Here is a 14,851-nt window from a genome sequence, read left to right on the forward strand (position 1 = left end):
CCGATGGCGGACGAGGGCCACCACGAGATCATCATCATCAAGCGCCACGGCGACCACGAGGACGGTCACCACGGCGGCGCCTGGAAGATCGCGCTCGCCGACTTCATGACCGCCATGATGGCGCTGTTCCTGGTGCTGTGGCTGATCGGCTCCACCACCAAGGAGACGAAGTCGGCCATCGCCGAGTACTTCAACCCGGTGAAGCTCGCCGACGTGAGCTTCGATCGCAAGGGCCTGCGCGATCCCCAGAACAAGCCCGGCGAGCCCACGCCCGAAGAAGGCAAGCCCGACGGCGGCACCGGCGACAGCAGCGCCGAGGGCAAGGGCGGGAAATCCGACGCCAAGTCGGACGCCAAGACCGACGGCAAGGGCGCGTCCGGCCCGCCGGGCAGCCGTGCCCGCGAGGCGGCCCTGTTCCAGGATCCCTACGCGGTCCTGGCCAAGCTCGCCGCCGAGCTCGAACCCGGCCCGGAGACGGCCTCGGCCGACGCGGTGGTGACCGAGACCGGCGAGCCCGGCATCAAGGGCGGCGAGGCGGCCCGCGATCCCTTCGATCCGCTCTACTGGCAGGTGGCGCCGCTCGCCAAGACGCGCACCGAGCAGGCCGGGTCCACCGGCACGGTGACGCCCCTGCCGCAGGAAACCCGCCCCGACGTGCGCGCGGCCGCCCCCGGGGCGAAGCCCGCGGCGATCAAGGTCGCCTCGGCCCTGCCGGGCGAGGCCGACGCCAAGGTGATGGCCCTGCTCGCCAAGGCCGAAGCGCCCAGGGACGCGAAGGCGGAGGCCAGATCCGCCGCCGACAAGTCCGCCGTCGACAAGTCCGCCGCCGACAAGGCTGCCGTCGAGAAGGCTGCCGCCGACAAGGCCGCCGTCGAGACGGTGCCGGCGGGAGCCAGATCCGCCGAGGCCAAATCCGCGGATGCGGCCCGGCAGGCGGCCGATGCCGCCGAGACCGCGACGATGGCCGAGATCAAGGCCGAGATCGCCAAGGCCCTGCCGACGCAGGGCGGCGCTCCGGCGCCCCACATGGAGGTCCGCCGCACCGGCGAGGGCATCCTCATCAGCCTCACCGACGAGGTGAACTTCGCGATGTTCAGCGTCGGCTCGGCCGAGCCGCAGGCCAAGGTGGTGCGGGCCCTGGAGCAGGTCGCCCGCATCCTCAAGGACCGGCCCGGCCGGATCGTCGTGCGCGGCCACACCGATGCGCGCCCCTTCCGCTCCGAGGTCTACGACAACTGGCGGCTGTCCTCGGCCCGGGCGCAGATGGCCTCCTACATGCTGGTGCGCGGCGGCGTGCCCGATGCGCGCCTGGAACGCATCGAGGGCTATGCCGACCGTCAGCCGCGCAATCCCGCCGATCCGAAGGCGGCCGAGAACCGGCGCATCGAGATCCTGCTGCGGGCGCGGCCCGAGTGATGCGGGCCGCCGGGCTGCGCCGCGCGCGGATCGCCTGCCTCCTGCTCGCCGGCCTGGGCTTCGTCCCGGCCGCCTGGGGGGCGGAGTCCCACGGCGGGGGCGATCATGGCGCGGGTGGCGATCAGGGAGGCGGGCACGGCGCCGCCCCGGCCGCCCCGATCGAGCCCCTGCCGGTGGCCCCGCGCCCGGTTCCGGTGGAGCTGGTGCGCACGCTGCAGCTGCTCCAGGACCGGATCGCCCAGGGCTCGGCCCAGGCCCATCACGGCCAGCGCGCCTTCCTGTCCCTGGCGGAATCGCGCATGGTCGGCCTCGATCCCGAGGTCTGGGCCGACCCCGTCAGCGTGCACGCCGCGGTGACCTTCGGGCTCGGCGGCGGCGGGCCGGCGCTGCTGCGCCACCTCGTCGCGTCGGGCAAGGTGCCGGAGGCCGAGCGGCCGGTGGTGTTCGGCGCGCTCGCCTATCTCGAGGGACGCGAGAAGGAGGCCCGCGCCCTCCTCGTGAAGATCGACCCGCTCGTGGTTCCGGTGAGCCTCGGCGCGCAGCTCGCCCTGGCGCAATCCGCCCTGGTGGTGCGGGACGACCCCACCCAGTCGATCCGGCTCCTCGACCTCGCGCGCCTGCTCGCCCCCGGGACCCTGGTGGAGGAGGGGGCGCTGCGCCGCGAGATCTTCGTGCTGGCCCAGGCCAACGACCTGGTGAAATTCGAGACCCTGGCGGTGCAGTACCTGCGGCGCTTCCGCCACTCGGTCTATGCGGGCAACTTCCGCCAGCGCTTCGCCGCCGCGCTCACCCGCCTCGACTTCGCCGGCGACGACGTCCGCTTCGCCCGCCTCCAGGCCATGCTCGACGAGATCGAGCTCGAGGGGCGGCGGGAACTCTACCTCCTCCTGGCCCGGGCCGCCCTCGATCAGGGCAAGACCACCACGGCGGTGTTCTCCGCCGAGCGCGGCGTCACCCTGGCGGAATCCGGCTCGCCGGAGATGGTGCGCGCGCGCCTCTACCGGGCGGCGGCCCTCCTCGTCGTGGAGGGGCGCTTCGACGAATCCGTCGAAACCCTGCGGATGACCGACCGCGCCGTGCTGGACGCGGCCGACCGCGATCTCCTGGACGCCGCGCTCTCGACCGCGCGGGAGATCCGGGCCGGCCCGCCCGCCCCGATGCCGGTCCGGGCGGAACCGACGGGTCCCCGCGTCCTGCCGGTCGCGCCATCCATCGCCCGGGCGCAGGACGCCATCGGGCGCATCGACGAGATCATGCGCAGGAGCGAGCGTTGAATACCCTCGGTGCCACCTCTCCCGGTCCCCGCGCTCTGCCGGACGCGCCTGGCCCCCGCAGCGCGGGCGCGGAGACGCCGGAGGCGAGCCGCGACGCCTTCGGCGCCGTGCTCGGCGCCCTCGCGGGTGGACGCAACGCCGACGCGACGACCACGCCCGAGCCCGACCGTCCGGGACGCCGCCGCGACGACGAGGCCGCCCCGGCACCGCCCGGCGAGGAGACGGATCCCCTGGCCCTGCTCGCCCTCGTGGTTCCGACGGCCGTCCCCGCCGGCGCCCCGGCTCCGAAGCCGCAGGCGATCTCCCTCGAGACCCTGGTCGCCCGCGCCCTGCCGGCTCAGGCCCCGGGGCAGGCCGTGACCGCCGGGCCGGCGACCCCGCCCGCGGGAGCCGACGGCTTGGCCGGGACGGACCTGTTAGCAGGGACAGACCCGCTGGCCGGGACGGACCCGCTGGCCGGGCCGAACCCGCTGGCCGGGCCGAACCTGCTTGCCGGAACGGATCCGCGCGCGGCCGGCCTCGTGCCGCAGGCCGCGAGCGCCGAGGCGCGGCCCCGGATCGCCGTGCTCCAGCGCGAGACCCACTTCGCGCCGGTGCTCCCGAGCCTCGTCGGCGGATCGCCGGCGGCCGTCCCCGCGCCGAATGCGTCCGGCCTGCCGACTGCCGCGGCCCTCTTGCCCGATGCCGCGGGGGGCCAGGCCCCCGGCGGAGCCGCCGCTGCGGCCGGCCCGGGGCCGGGTCCCATCCTCCCGATACCGGCCCTGCCGTCGGCCGGCCCGGCGAGCCTGCCCGCATCGAGCGCTCCAGTCCCTCCGGAACAGCCCGCCGCGCCGCCGCCAGCCCTCGCGGCTCCGGTATCAGCTCCGGCGCCGGTCGCGCTCGCCTCCGCTGCCGCTTCGGCCACGGTTGCCTCTGCTGCTGCCGCTGCCTCTGCCGCTCCCCCGCGCGCACCTGGGTCGCCCACGGGCGACGGCGCGGCGCCCAGGCGCGATCCGGTCCGTGGCGGCGAGGGACCGGTCGCGGCCGAACGGCCCGCCGCGACGCCGTCGCCGATCCTGCGCGTCGAACCGGTCGCGGCGTCCGTCGAGGCCGGCACCGCGGCCGCGCGCGCGGCCCGGGGCGGTCTCGAGCCGGCCCTCCCGGGCGCTGCCGAAGCGAACCTGTCCACCACCCCGTCCCTGCCGGCCGGGGCCCTGTCCGGCCCGGCCGCCGCGCCGGCCCAGCAGGTGGCCGCGGCCGTCCTGGCGGAACTGCCGCGCGGACCGGCCGGGGCCGTCCCCGGCGCGTTGCCCGGAGCTCCGGCCGGGGAGGGACCCCTGAAGCTCCTCACGCTGCAGCTTCACCCGGCGGATCTCGGCACCGTGCTGGTGCGGATGCGCCTGCGCGACGGGCAGCTCGAGATGAACCTGCAGGCCAGCCGCGAGGATTCGGCGCGCCTGCTCCGCGAGGGCGGCGAGGTCCTCAACGACCTCCTGCGCCAGGGCGGCTACCGGCCCGAGAGCGTCACCGTCACCGTCACGTCGGCCTCGGCCGAGAGCCGGGGCGCATCGGGGAATCCAGGCTCGCAACAGGGACAGGGTGCACAGGGCTTCCCGGGTCAGGGCGAGTCCGGCGCGAACCAGGGCCGCCCCACCCAGGATCAGGCCGGGCGCCGGTCCTCCCCGGGCGGCGATCCGGCCGCCTCCGACCTCCACGAGCGGAAGCATGAGAGCCTTTCGAGCAGCCCTGATCGCAGCGGCGTTTACCTCTAACCCGGGCCTGGGCATCCCCGGGCTGGCCGTGCCCGGACCGGGCGCGGCCCTGGCCAACAGCGCCCCCCCGGTGCCGGGAAAGGCCGCGGCGCTGCCGGCCTCGGCCAATATCTGCGAGCGCGAGATGGCGGGGGCCTCGGCCAAGCACGGGGTTCCGCTCGGCGTCCTCTACGCCGTCGGCCTCACGGAGAGCGGCAAGCGCGGCTCGCTGCAGCCCTACGCCATGAACATCCAGGGCCGGGCCTATTTCGGCACCAGCGCCGCCGACGTGATGAGCCAGCTCGCCCAGGCGCGGGCGAGCGGGATCAAGCTCGTCGACCTCGGCTGCATGCAGATCAACCATCATTATCACCGCGAGAAGTTCACCAGCCTGGAGGCGATGATCGACCCGCGCCAGAACGTCGAGTACGCGACCCTGTTCCTGAAGCAGCTGAAGGCGCGCGAGGGCAGCTGGACCCTGGCGGTGGCGCGCTATCATGCGGGTCCGAACAACAATCCGGCCCAGAAGCAGTATGTCTGCCGGGTCATCACCAACATGGTGGCCACGGGCTTCGGCGCCTGGACGCCGGCCGCGCGCAGCTTCTGCCAGTAGGCCGCTGCTGACGGTCGCGCGCGCTCGCGAACGCCGCCGGACCGTCCCTGGCGACATGTCCGAGACCCCGGGGGGCCGGACGGCCTCCGGGCCCTGCGAAGTGGCTCCGACTTTGCGAGCGCCCCGGTTCAGGAAGGAACCCGAATGGCCTTTGTCTGCACCATCCCGGCGGTCGCCACCCTCCAGCAGGACGACGCGACCCTGCGCATCACGCGCTGGGATTTCGCCCCCGGCGCGGTCACCGGCTGGCACGAGCACGGCTGGCCCTACTTCGTCGTGATGCTGGTGGCCGGAACCCTCAGGGTGCATGACGGCGACCGGGTCACCGACAGCGCACTGGAGGCCGGACAGGCCTATAGCCGCCCGGCCGGCATCCGGCACGATGTGATGAATGGCTCCGACCACCCGATCGCCTTCATCGAGATCGAGGTGAAGCGTCCCGAGGCCCTCGTGACGCGCGCGGCGCCCGGCGCGGAGCCGTCCCTGCCCGCACGATCCTGAACGCTCGTCCCGGGCCCGGCCGGCCCGCTAGGCGGACGCGGCCCATCGCTCCTGCATCAGCTGCATCGACGGCGGCAGGCCGAGGACGCGGCGATAGACGGCGATGCGCCTCAAGGCCTTGCGCTGTTCCTCACCCGGTTGGGCCAGGTACAGCCGCTCGGCGGAGCCCAGCAGCATATCTGCGTCGCGGGCTGGCAGGACGGCCAGGGTATGTAGCGCGGGGAGAGCCGACTGGGACATACGCATGAAGGCGGAACGTCCGTCGTCGTCGCTTGAGACCGTCACGGATGTGTGAGCGGGGCAACATGGTGAACGAGTTCTCCAGCCCATCGGCGTTCGGGGCCGACGATGCGTCCGTGCCTGTCGGCTGAATCACCGCGCAGGCGCCGCGAGATCAGCGGCCGGTGCTCGAGGCCCCCGATGCAAGCACGGGGCGGCGCAAGACGCGGTGGATGCTGAGTAAAGCCGGGGCGTGTGCTGTTTCTCACCGGCAAACATCAAAATACAATTGATGCGCGCGAAAATTAAATTTGGCCGGCGGATTCCTCAATTTGACGACCATGCGTCCATGACATGGCTCCGGGCCCATATCCCCGGCGACCCCTCCTCTGGAGCATGCGCTATAGTGGCTGGACTTCTCAAGGCGCGCATTATGGTGCGTTGCAAAATCAGCAAGTCGCAGCGCACAAAAATGTGGTTCTATCTCCTCAACGGCAGGCACGTTGCCAGCCAAACCGGAGATTTCAGATGCGCGCGACCCGCCTCTTCGCCTTGACCGTCCTCGCCTCCGCCACCTTCGCCACGGGCGCGGCCATGGCGGGTGAGGCCCTCTACCTGACGCCCCCGCTGTTCCGCGAGCAGGCGCGCGACACCCAGCAGGTGCGCAGCCTCGGCGACCTGACCACCACGCCTCAGCCCGTCGCTCCGACGAAGTCCGGCACCGCCGCGCAGAGCGCGCAGGCCGGCAGCGAAGTCGAGACGACCGGTTCTTTCTGAAGCCGCGACCGACGGCCTGGACCCTGCGGTCCGTCCGCTGACGTCGTCGAACACGGGCTCACTGAGCGATCCCCCCGGGATCCGCCTCGGTGGGCCCGTTGCGTTGCAAACCCAGGTCGCGCGGGCGCCCTTGATGCGCGCGGGTCAGGCGCCGGTCGCTCGCCGCGCCGGCCTCAGCCGACGAAGGTGTAGCCCATGAAGCGCTTGGCTTCGATCGGGTCGTAGCCGAGGCGCTGGCTGAGCTTCTTGCGCAGCTTGCTGACGTGGCCCTCGATGACGCTCTCCTCGACGCCGTTGCTGTAGACGCCGTAGACGATGTTGTAGATCTGCGACTTGGTCATCCGCCTGCCCCGGTTGCGCACCAGGCACTCGAGGATGTGGCGCTCGCGCCGCGGCAGGGGCAGCACCTCGCCGTCCACCTCGGGGTCGCGGCCGTCGAAATGCACCTTCAGGCGCTCGGGCTCGGGCGGCGCCTCGCGGACCGGGCCCGCCTGGGCATTCACCCGGCGCCAGATCGCCTCGGAGCGTGCCAGGATCTCACGGATATGGACGGGCTTGGGCAGCACGTCGTCGATGCCCGCCTCGAAGAGTTGCAGGGTCTGGTCGAGGGAGCGCACGTCGCTCAGAGCGATGATGGGCGCGCGCGACAGCTTGCGGATCAGGGTGGCGCACTTCGCCCGGCCCTCGAAATCGCCCAGGAGGAAGCCCTGGATCGCCTCGCGGTCGACCCGGGAGGAGGACTGGAACCAGTGGGTGAATTCCTGCGGGTCGAGGCCGAGGGAGGAGATGCCCTCGCGGTCGAAGCTCGCCTTGTAGCCGGAATTCACCGAAGGCCGCTCGTCGACCAGGACATACATCGGCAATCTCCGGATGATCTTGCGACGGTCAGGGTGTGTGCTGGGTTACGGTCGGGAAGCGAAACAATCAGGGGTCGTTGCGGAGCCTGCACTTCACTCCGCAAGTTCACTCCTCAAGTCCAGCCCGACTGATCGAGTCGCCCATCATTCAGCAATGTCGGGCATCGCCGGCGCCGTCAATGACGTTCGGATCACACGCAGATGTGATCGCGCGATCGGCGCGTCGGCAAACTGTCGCGGTGCGGGTGAGGGGCGGCGCGGCCGGACCCGTTCGGTCCTGCCAGGTCGATTCTGCGGGGTCGATCCTGCCGGGTCGATTCTGCGGAGTCGAACCAGGCTGTCCGCCCGGTCGTCGCTCAGGCGGCGGCGCGGGTCAGGCGGGCCTCGGCCAGGGCCGTCTCGAAGCCGTCGAGGCAGAAGCTCGGGCCTTGGTCGGCCAGGATCCGCTGGATCGCGACGCCGACGTAGACGCCGTCGAGGATGAGCTTGAAGAACACCGTCACGGGTTCGCTGACGAACTCCATGTCGAGCACCACGGTGAGCGAGCGGCCCCAGTCGAACCGGACGTCGGCCCCATCCGCGTAGGCGATGGTCGCTTCCTTGAAATACGGCTCGGCGGAGGAGGCGACGAGGTCAGCGATGTTCCCGTGCCGGGCGGCCTGCACCCAGCCGATCAGGATGCCGCCGTCGAGGAGGCACAGCTCGGCGATGAAGTCCCGGATCGCGTTGGCGAACACGCGCTCGGCATCGGCGAGCACGTCCGGGACGTCCACGGAGAGGGCTCCGGGGGAAGAGGACGCTTCGGTCATCAGCGAGCCTTCGAGAACAGGAAGAACAGGATCTGAGCCACTGCGCTGTAGAACTCCGCGGGAATCATCTGGTCCACCTCGACACTGTCGTACAGGGACCTTGCGAGAGGCTTGTCTTCCACGACCGCAATGCCGTTCGCTTCGGCGATTTCTCTGATGCGGAGCGCCACGAGGTCCTTCCCCTTGGCGAGAACGAGAGGCGCAGGTTGCTCATCTCGCGCATACCGGAGTGCGATAGCGTAGTGCGTCGGGTTCGCGATGACCACAGTGGCCTGCTTCACGTTCGCAAGCATCCGCTTGCGGGAGCGGTCCTGGGCCAGGGAGCGCAGGCGGCTCTTCACCAGGGGATCGCCCTCGGTCTGCTTGTGCTCGTCCTTGAGGTCCTGCTTCGACATCCGCAGCGAGCGCTGCCAGCGCAGGCGCGACCAGACCAGGTCGATGGCCACGATGACGATGGTGGCGATGCAGACGACCGAGACCAGCCGGATCGAGACGGTGAGGATGAGATCCGGGATCTGGCTCGGGTCGGCGAACATGGCACTCACGGCTTTGCGGCCCTCCGAGCGCAGGAGCAGCAGGCAGACGAGACTGATGCCTAAAAATTTAAGGACCGATTTCAGGAACTCGACCTGACCCGATTTTCCGAAGATTCGTCCCCAGCCCGCGGCCGGCGAGATGCGCGACCATTGCGGACGGATGCGTTCGCCCACGAGGCTCGGCACGTTCTGGATCAGGGCGGAGACGAGGCCGCAGAGTCCGAGAATCAGGACCACAGGGATCAGGAAGCGCGCGGCCGCCATCGCGGTTCCTTCGAGAATCCGGGCGACGTCCTGGTTGTTCTCCAGGGCGAAGTCGCGGGGATGGTCGAGGAAGGGCGCGAGCGACTGCAGCAGGGGCGTGACCGCGTCGCGCACGACGAAGCTGAGGACGATGAGCAGGCCGAGGATGGAGGCGAAGATCGGGGCCTCCCGGGAGAACGGGACGTCGCCCTTCTCGACGGCCTCCCGGATCTTCCGCTCGGAGGCGGCTTCGGTCTTGCTCTCCTGATCCTCGTCGGACATCGCGGTGCCGGGTCAGGCCTCCGTCCCTAGCGGACGAGGGCCTCGACCTCGTCCCCGGAATTGATTTCCAGCTCGCCGCGCCCGGCCATCTCGAGGGCGAGGTCGGTGATGCTGCGGCGGGCCTCCGTCACGTCCTTCTGCGCCGCCGGCTCGCCGCCGTTCAGCTCGTGCTCGACCATGCGGCGGACGCGGGCGGAGAGGGCGCTGAGGATGACGCTGCGGAACTCGGCGTCGGTGCCCTTGAGCGCCAGGATTAGGCGGTCGTTGGGCACGGCGTCGAACAGCGTGGTCCGGGCCCGGGGCTGGAGCTTGACGATGTCGTCGAAGGTGAAGAGCAGGCCCTTCAGGATCTCCACGGATTTCGGGCGCGACTCGGACAGGCTGGTGAGCACCTCGTCGATCTGGGTCCGCTCCATCTTGTTGATGATGTCGGCCATCTTCGCGTGGGTGTCGGCGCCGCCGTTGCGGGCGCCGCTGGCGAGCAGGTCCTCGTGCAGGGCGCGCTCGACGGTGGCGATGACCTCGTCGCAGACCGGCTTGAAGCTCAGCATCCGCCGCATCACCGTGTTGCGGGTGGGCTGGGGCAGGTGGGCCATCACCTTGGCGGCCGCCGCGGGCTTCAGGCGGGACAGCACGAGGGCCGCGGTCTGGGGGTGCTCTTTGATCAGGTAGCTCGCGATCACGCCCTCGGAGACCGTGGTCAGGCGCTCCCAGACCGAGCGCGTGGCATCGCCCCGGACATCGGCCAGGATCTCGGCGACCTGGTCGGCGGGGAGCAGGCCGGTGAGGAGCTTCTCCACCTCCGACGCGGTGCCGACGAGGCGCCCATCCGCGGCGAACTCGTGCGAGAACATCTCGACGATGTCGTCGAGCTGGTGGGCGCTGACGGTGCCGAGCTGGGTCGCGGAGCGCGTGATGCGCCGGATCTCGTCGGGATCGAAGTATTTCAGCAGGCGTCCGGCCGCCGGCTTGCCCATGGCGAGCAGCAGGGCCGCGACCTCGTCCACGGGGTTGAGGTGCCGGAGGACGCCCTGCGTCCGGTGGGGGATCGGCACGCTCGCCACGGGTTCGTCCTCAGCCGTTCTGGCCGGCATCGGCCGGGCCGACGATCTCGGTCAGGGAGACCCCGAAGCGGGAATTGTCCTCCTCGACCACGACGATCTCGCCCCGGGCCACGACGCGGCCGTTGACGGTGACGTCCACGGGCTCGCCGACCCGGTGGTCGAGGGGCACGATGGCGCCGCGCCCGAGCTTCATCAGGTTGGCCACCGGCATCGTCGCCGAGCCGAGGACCACCTGGATCAGCACCGGGATGCGCAGGATCGAATCGAGGTTGCGGCCATCGCCGATCCGCGCGTCGCCCGCCTCCGGCCCCGCGGAGGCGACGCCGGGTGAGACGGTCGGCGAAACGGTCGGAAAGACCGGGGCGGTGCCGGTGGACGCGAGGTCCGCATCGTCGAAGGGGCTGTTGCTCATCGTCCGCTCGTCAGGGGCTGCAATCGAACGTCAGGGGAAGAGTCGTCTGGCAGCGGAAGGGAAAGGATCGGGGAAAGTCGGCCGGGGCGCAAGCCGATCGGCCGGCCTCAGCCGAGTTGGGTGGCGCGTGTGGCCGCAAGATCGCGTCGGCTGGCCTCCAGCTCGGCGAGGGTCTGGCGCGCCTCGCCGATGCGCTGGTCGAGGGCCTCCAGGATCTCGCGTCCCTCGGTGCTGAAGTTGCGGACCGCATCGCCCGCCTGGGCCAGGGCCTGGCCCGACTGCGTCAGGATGCGGCCGTACTCGGCCTGGGTCCGGTCGAGGCGCTTCAGCTTGAGGTACATCGGCACCACGCAGGCGCTCGTCGCCACCAGGGCCACGAGCAGAATGGTGTCAACCCACGGTGTCATCGGGTGTGCCTTCCTTGTCCTGTGCGATGGCCTCGTCGACCCGCAGCACGTAGGAGCCCTGGGCCTGGCCCATGTGGCACCAGAACAGCGGGCGGTCATTGCCCTCGAGCTTCACCCGCGTCGACGGCGTGGCGTCGAGGCCGATGATCTGGCCGACCTTGAGATCGGCAATCTCGCCCAGCGTCAGCAGGCGCTCCTCGAGCACCGCCCGCAGGGTGACCTCCGCCTTCTGGACCTCGGCGGCGATCTGCTGCGTCCATTTCGGGTCGCGGGCGGCCGTGTCGCCGGTGAGCACCTTGGACAGGGCCGGCCGCATCGGATTGATCACCGACTGGGGCAGGATGAGGAACATCTCGCCGCCGCGGTTGAGCGCCTGGATCGTGAACTTGGCCTCCACCGCCTTGTTGTTGCGTCCGCCGATCACGGCGAATTCCATCCGGGTCTCGGTCCGCTCCAGGCGGAACGGCGTCGCGGAGACCAGGGAGAACGACGATTCGAGCGCGCGGCCGACCTGTTCGAGGATGGTCTGCGCCAGCCGGATCTCGAGGCTGGAGAAGGCGCGCTCGTCCTCCACCGGCGGCTCGCCCCCGTCGCTGCCGAACAGGGCCTCCACCATGGTGAAGAGGAAGTCCCGGTCGAGGCCGACCAGGATGTGGCTGTCCCATTCGGGGGCGTGGAAGATGCCCGCCACCGCGTTGTTCTCGTAGGCGTCGAGCATCTCGCCGAAGCGGCCGCTCGCGAAGCCGTTGAAGGCGAAGTAGACCGGCGAGGCGACGAGGGGCTTGAGGTTGTCCGAGCAGCCCGAGGTGAGCCGGTCGAACACCACGTTCAGCATCGGCATCCGGTCGAGGGACAGGCCCCCGGCCTCGATCAGGCGGGCGCGGATGTCGGCGGCGTTCCCGGTGGGGCCGTCCATGCTCAGGCGGCCTCCCGCTGCGCGCCGCCGGTGACGGTGGCGTTCTCGACCTCGTCGATGGTCGGACGGTCGCCGAGCGAGATGCCCTTGCGTCCGTGCTCGACGGCGATCTGCGGCACCGCTCCGCTCATGTAGGCGATCAGGCTCTGCTTCACGATGATGTAGACGTGGTTCTGCTTCTCGCGAATGGTCTTGATCTTGATCGCGAACGGGGCGAGCACGCCGTAGGACATGAACACGCCGAAGAATGTCCCCACGAGTGCGGCGCCGATGAGGCCGCCGAGGATCTGCGGCGACTGGTCCAGGGCGCCCATCGCCTTCACGATGCCGAGCACCGCCGCCACGATGCCCAGCGCCGGCATCGCCTCGGCCACCGTGGTCACGGCGCCGTAGGGCTTGAGGCGGTCCTTGCGGTAGCCGCTGATCTCCTCGTCCATCAGCGCCTCGATCTCGTGGGCGCGGGCATTGCCGATCAGGATCAGGCGGGCATAGTCGCAGATGAACAGCACGAGGTCGGCGTTCTTGGCCACGTCCGGGTAGGCCTTGAAGATCTCCGAATTGGCCGGGTCGTCGAGATGCGGCTCGACCTCGTTGCGGGGCTTGGTCTTCAGCTCGCGGATCAGGGCGTGCAGCAGGCCCAGGAGGGCGAGGTAGTCCTTGCGCTTGGGCACCTTGCCGGTGAGCGCGTCGAGGCTGGCCTTGCCCGTATCGACCACCGTCTTCATCGGGTTGGCCATGACGAAGGTGCCGGCGCCCATGCCGCCGATGATGACGAACTCCCAGGGCTGCCAGAGCACGACGAGGTGGCCGCCCATGGCGACGAAGCCGCCGAGCATGCAGCCGATTGCGATGACGAGGCCGATCAGAACGCCCAAGGCTCAAAGCCTCCGATGGGGATGTGGAATCCGATGCCGTCGACCTACGCAGGATGGCTTGCGCGGGGCTGGATGGATGAGGCGCGGGAAAACGCACCGTCGGCCGGGCCGCGCGTTAGGGAGGGACCCGACACCGCAGCGAGACACGCCATGAGCAGCAGCGCGACCCCCGACAACGACCACGAGCCCGCCACCGTCAACGTCTCGGAGCCCTGGACCCTGGCCTACTGGGCCCGCCGCTTCGAGGTGCCGCGCGAGGAGGTCGAGGCCGCCGTGGCCGCGGTCGGCCACGAGCCCGAGAAGGTCGCCGCGCGGCTCGGCCGGCCCTGGCCGTTCGAGGGCAGCGGCATCGTGTGAGGCGCAGGCCTCAGCGGCGCCCGGTGGAGCCGAAGCCGCCGGTGCCGCGGCTGCCGGCTTCCCCGGGCGCCGCCGCGTCATCGGCGCCCTCGCGAATCGTCAGCGTCGGCCGGGTCACGCGGGTGAAGACGAGCTGGGCGATGCGGTCGCCGGGCGCGATGCGCAGGCCGGCCCCGCCGGGATTGCGGTTCCAGGCCGAGATCATCAGCGGCCCCTCGTAATCGGCGTCGATCACGCCGGTGCCGTTGCCGAGGACGAGGCCCTCGCGATGGCCGAGCCCGGAGCGCGGGAAGACCAGTCCGCACCAGCCCGGGTCGCGGATGGCCAGGCTGAAGCCCGCCGGGATCAGGGCTGGCGGGCCCTGGGGCGCCAGCTCGAGCCCGGTTTCGAGGCAGGCATGCAGGTCGAGGCCCGCGGCGGCCGCCGAGCCCCAGCGCGGGAAGCCCCAGCCGGAGAGGCGTCCGTCGAGGAGGCGGATCTCGACGGCGAGGGCCGCGCTCACGCCGTCCGGGCCGCGATGGCGTCGGCCAGGGCCACGGTCCGCGTCGCCTCCGCGGCGTGCAGGCGCTCCACCATCTTGCCGTCGAGGCCGATGACGCCGCGGGCGCGGTTCTCCGGCTCGGCGAAGGCGGCGAGGATGCGCCGGGCCCAGGCGATCTCGGCCGCGTCGGGGCCGAAGGCGGCGTTGGCCGGGGCGATCTGGTCGGGATGGATCAGCATCTTGCCGTCGAAGCCGCAATCGCGGCCCTGGGCGCACTCGGCTGCGAAGCCCTCCGCATCGCGAAAGTCGTTGTAGATGCCGTCGATCACGTCGATCTCGTAGGCGCGCCCGGCGGCGATCACGCTCATCAGCCAGGGCAGCAGGGCCGGGCGGCCCGGCACGCCGAGGCGCAGCCGGCTGGCCTTGGCGAGATCGTTCGGCCCCACCATGAGGCAGGCGAGCCGGGTGTCGACGTCCCGGGCCGAGCTGGCGATGTCGGCGAGGTGCAGGATCGCCATCGGGCTCTCGATCATCGCCCAGGTCCGGGTCCGGTCCGGGGCGCCGAGGCGGCGCAGGCGCGAGCCCACGGCCACCAGGGCATCCGCCCCCGTCACCTTCGGCACCACGATCGCGTCCGGCCCGGCCGGCGCGATGGCGGCGAGGTCGTCCTCGCCGTAGGGCGTGTCGAGGGCGTTGATCCGCACCACGACCTCGCGCGGCCCGAAGCCGCCCTCGGACACGGCGCGGGCCACGGCCTCGCGCGTCGCGGCGCGGGTCTCGGGTGCCACCCCATCCTCGAGGTCGATCATCACCACATCGGTGGGGAGCGTGCGCGCCTTCACGAGGAGGCGCGGGTTCGACCCCGGCATGGCCAGGACGCTGCGGCGCGGGCGGATCTCGGTCATGGGGCATCCCTTGAGGCACGGTCGGGGATCGGGCGCCGCACGTCCGCACCCGGCGGCGCGCCGTCCCGATCGAGGCCTCGACCGGCAGCGACTCGCCCGCGGCCCCGGCGATAGCCCCCGGCGAACCCCGATTCAAGGCGGCGACGCCGGCCGGTCGCCGGCCCGTCATCCCCGGAA

General features: G+C 71.3%; 18 protein-coding genes. 7 read left to right on the forward strand and 11 right to left on the reverse strand.

All coding sequences use genetic code 11. The annotated features are described in order from the left end of the window. Positions 1-3: 3 nt before the first annotated feature. The 5 genes from AC0IY1_RS10820 (at position 4) to AC0IY1_RS10840 (ending at position 5,534) form a co-directional block, all read left to right on the forward strand. Positions 4-1,416, forward strand: a complete 1,413-nt coding sequence (locus AC0IY1_RS10820; RefSeq protein WP_471769454.1) for a MotB family protein — start codon at positions 4-6, stop codon at positions 1,414-1,416. After that, positions 1,416-2,690: a chemotaxis protein MotC gene (locus tag AC0IY1_RS10825; RefSeq protein WP_471769456.1), complete on the forward strand. Its 1,275-nt coding sequence runs from the start codon at positions 1,416-1,418 to the stop codon at positions 2,688-2,690. The genes AC0IY1_RS10820 and AC0IY1_RS10825 overlap by 1 nt, the downstream gene beginning before the upstream one ends. After that, positions 2,687-4,441, forward strand: coding sequence for a flagellar hook-length control protein FliK (locus AC0IY1_RS10830; protein WP_471769458.1), 1,755 nt, complete (start codon positions 2,687-2,689; stop codon positions 4,439-4,441). The genes AC0IY1_RS10825 and AC0IY1_RS10830 overlap by 4 nt, the downstream gene beginning before the upstream one ends. Next, on the forward strand, positions 4,395-5,033 hold the full coding sequence (locus AC0IY1_RS10835; RefSeq protein ID WP_471769460.1) for a transglycosylase SLT domain-containing protein: 639 nt from the start codon (positions 4,395-4,397) through the stop codon (positions 5,031-5,033). Before AC0IY1_RS10830 ends, AC0IY1_RS10835 begins: the two co-directional genes overlap by 47 nt. Positions 5,034-5,177: 144 nt before the next feature. Further along, positions 5,178-5,534, forward strand: coding sequence for a cupin domain-containing protein (locus AC0IY1_RS10840; protein WP_055957323.1), 357 nt, complete (start codon positions 5,178-5,180; stop codon positions 5,532-5,534). 27 nt (positions 5,535-5,561) lie between these two features. On the opposite strand, the gene AC0IY1_RS10845 is transcribed toward AC0IY1_RS10840, so the two are convergent. Next, a complete protein-coding gene (locus AC0IY1_RS10845) occupies positions 5,562-5,780 on the reverse strand; it encodes a hypothetical protein (RefSeq protein ID WP_146056414.1) in 219 nt (72 codons plus the stop codon). 501 nt (positions 5,781-6,281) lie between these two features. Between AC0IY1_RS10845 and AC0IY1_RS10850 the strand changes: the two genes are divergently transcribed. Continuing rightward, positions 6,282-6,530, forward strand: a complete 249-nt coding sequence (locus AC0IY1_RS10850) for a hypothetical protein (RefSeq protein WP_471769462.1) — start codon at positions 6,282-6,284, stop codon at positions 6,528-6,530. Between the two features lie 173 nt (positions 6,531-6,703). Here AC0IY1_RS10850 and AC0IY1_RS10855 read toward each other — a convergent pair whose 3' ends face one another. The 8 genes from AC0IY1_RS10855 to motA form a co-directional block, all read right to left on the reverse strand. Continuing rightward, on the reverse strand, positions 6,704-7,387 hold the full coding sequence (locus AC0IY1_RS10855) for a response regulator transcription factor (RefSeq protein WP_055957318.1): 684 nt from the start codon (positions 7,385-7,387) through the stop codon (positions 6,704-6,706). 356 nt (positions 7,388-7,743) lie between these two features. After that, entirely contained in the window at positions 7,744-8,160 is a 417-nt protein-coding gene (locus tag AC0IY1_RS10860) for a hypothetical protein (protein WP_245436323.1), read from the reverse strand. A 35-nt stretch (positions 8,161-8,195) separates the two neighbouring features. Continuing rightward, complete coding sequence (gene flhB, locus AC0IY1_RS10865; RefSeq protein ID WP_055957312.1) at positions 8,196-9,257, reverse strand: flagellar biosynthesis protein FlhB; 1,062 nt, start codon at positions 9,255-9,257, stop codon at positions 8,196-8,198. Positions 9,258-9,283: 26 nt separating this feature from the next. Beyond that, positions 9,284-10,351, reverse strand: a complete 1,068-nt coding sequence (locus AC0IY1_RS10870; protein ID WP_471769464.1) for a flagellar motor switch protein FliG — start codon at positions 10,349-10,351, stop codon at positions 9,284-9,286. Then, on the reverse strand, positions 10,332-10,733 hold the full coding sequence (gene fliN, locus AC0IY1_RS10875) for a flagellar motor switch protein FliN (RefSeq protein ID WP_055957308.1): 402 nt from the start codon (positions 10,731-10,733) through the stop codon (positions 10,332-10,334). The genes AC0IY1_RS10870 and fliN overlap by 20 nt, the downstream gene beginning before the upstream one ends. A gap of 107 nt (positions 10,734-10,840) precedes the next feature. Further along, positions 10,841-11,140 carry a hypothetical protein gene (locus AC0IY1_RS10880; RefSeq protein WP_055957304.1) on the reverse strand — a complete coding sequence of 100 codons (300 nt, stop codon included), beginning with the start codon at positions 11,138-11,140 and terminating at the stop codon, positions 10,841-10,843. Beyond that, positions 11,124-12,056 carry a flagellar motor switch protein FliM gene (locus AC0IY1_RS10885; protein WP_103710732.1) on the reverse strand — a complete coding sequence of 311 codons (933 nt, stop codon included), beginning with the start codon at positions 12,054-12,056 and terminating at the stop codon, positions 11,124-11,126. Before AC0IY1_RS10885 ends, AC0IY1_RS10880 begins: the two co-directional genes overlap by 17 nt. Before the next feature lie 2 nt (positions 12,057-12,058). Continuing rightward, positions 12,059-12,931 carry a flagellar motor stator protein MotA gene (gene motA / locus AC0IY1_RS10890; protein WP_103710734.1) on the reverse strand — a complete coding sequence of 291 codons (873 nt, stop codon included), beginning with the start codon at positions 12,929-12,931 and terminating at the stop codon, positions 12,059-12,061. Positions 12,932-13,081: 150 nt separating this feature from the next. On the opposite strand from motA, the gene AC0IY1_RS10895 reads away from it, so the two are divergent. After that, a complete protein-coding gene (locus AC0IY1_RS10895; protein ID WP_103710735.1) occupies positions 13,082-13,288 on the forward strand; it encodes a DUF3606 domain-containing protein in 207 nt (68 codons plus the stop codon). 10 nt (positions 13,289-13,298) lie between these two features. Here the strand turns inward: AC0IY1_RS10895 and dut are convergent, their stop codons facing one another. Both dut and AC0IY1_RS10905 read right to left on the reverse strand, forming a co-directional pair. Beyond that, complete coding sequence (dut, locus tag AC0IY1_RS10900) at positions 13,299-13,790, reverse strand: dUTP diphosphatase (RefSeq protein ID WP_471769466.1); 492 nt, start codon at positions 13,788-13,790, stop codon at positions 13,299-13,301. Further along, positions 13,787-14,674: an HpcH/HpaI aldolase/citrate lyase family protein gene (locus tag AC0IY1_RS10905; protein ID WP_471769468.1), complete on the reverse strand. Its 888-nt coding sequence runs from the start codon at positions 14,672-14,674 to the stop codon at positions 13,787-13,789. The genes dut and AC0IY1_RS10905 overlap by 4 nt, the downstream gene beginning before the upstream one ends. Between the last annotated feature and the right edge of the window lie 177 nt (positions 14,675-14,851).

This window comes from Methylobacterium sp. AC690, from assembly GCF_979256535.1.

What these genes read in the sequence shown, in the direction of transcription:
- flhB (WP_055957312.1), bottom strand. Translation starts at nt 9,257, where the DNA reads ATGTCCGACGAGGATCAGGAGAGCAAGACCGAAGCCGCCTCCGAGCGG.
- AC0IY1_RS10850 (WP_471769462.1), top strand. Translation starts at nt 6,282, where the DNA reads ATGCGCGCGACCCGCCTCTTCGCCTTGACCGTCCTCGCCTCCGCCACC.
- AC0IY1_RS10880 (WP_055957304.1), bottom strand. Translation starts at nt 11,140, where the DNA reads ATGACACCGTGGGTTGACACCATTCTGCTCGTGGCCCTGGTGGCGACG.
- AC0IY1_RS10840 (WP_055957323.1), top strand. Translation starts at nt 5,178, where the DNA reads ATGGCCTTTGTCTGCACCATCCCGGCGGTCGCCACCCTCCAGCAGGAC.
- AC0IY1_RS10825 (WP_471769456.1), top strand. Translation starts at nt 1,416, where the DNA reads ATGCGGGCCGCCGGGCTGCGCCGCGCGCGGATCGCCTGCCTCCTGCTC.
- AC0IY1_RS10845 (WP_146056414.1), bottom strand. Translation starts at nt 5,780, where the DNA reads ATGCGTATGTCCCAGTCGGCTCTCCCCGCGCTACATACCCTGGCCGTC.
- AC0IY1_RS10885 (WP_103710732.1), bottom strand. Translation starts at nt 12,056, where the DNA reads ATGGACGGCCCCACCGGGAACGCCGCCGACATCCGCGCCCGCCTGATC.
- AC0IY1_RS10895 (WP_103710735.1), top strand. Translation starts at nt 13,082, where the DNA reads ATGAGCAGCAGCGCGACCCCCGACAACGACCACGAGCCCGCCACCGTC.
- fliN (WP_055957308.1), bottom strand. Translation starts at nt 10,733, where the DNA reads ATGAGCAACAGCCCCTTCGACGATGCGGACCTCGCGTCCACCGGCACC.
- AC0IY1_RS10905 (WP_471769468.1), bottom strand. Translation starts at nt 14,674, where the DNA reads ATGACCGAGATCCGCCCGCGCCGCAGCGTCCTGGCCATGCCGGGGTCG.
- AC0IY1_RS10870 (WP_471769464.1), bottom strand. Translation starts at nt 10,351, where the DNA reads ATGCCGGCCAGAACGGCTGAGGACGAACCCGTGGCGAGCGTGCCGATC.
- AC0IY1_RS10855 (WP_055957318.1), bottom strand. Translation starts at nt 7,387, where the DNA reads ATGTATGTCCTGGTCGACGAGCGGCCTTCGGTGAATTCCGGCTACAAG.
- AC0IY1_RS10820 (WP_471769454.1), top strand. Translation starts at nt 4, where the DNA reads ATGGCGGACGAGGGCCACCACGAGATCATCATCATCAAGCGCCACGGC.
- AC0IY1_RS10835 (WP_471769460.1), top strand. Translation starts at nt 4,395, where the DNA reads ATGAGAGCCTTTCGAGCAGCCCTGATCGCAGCGGCGTTTACCTCTAAC.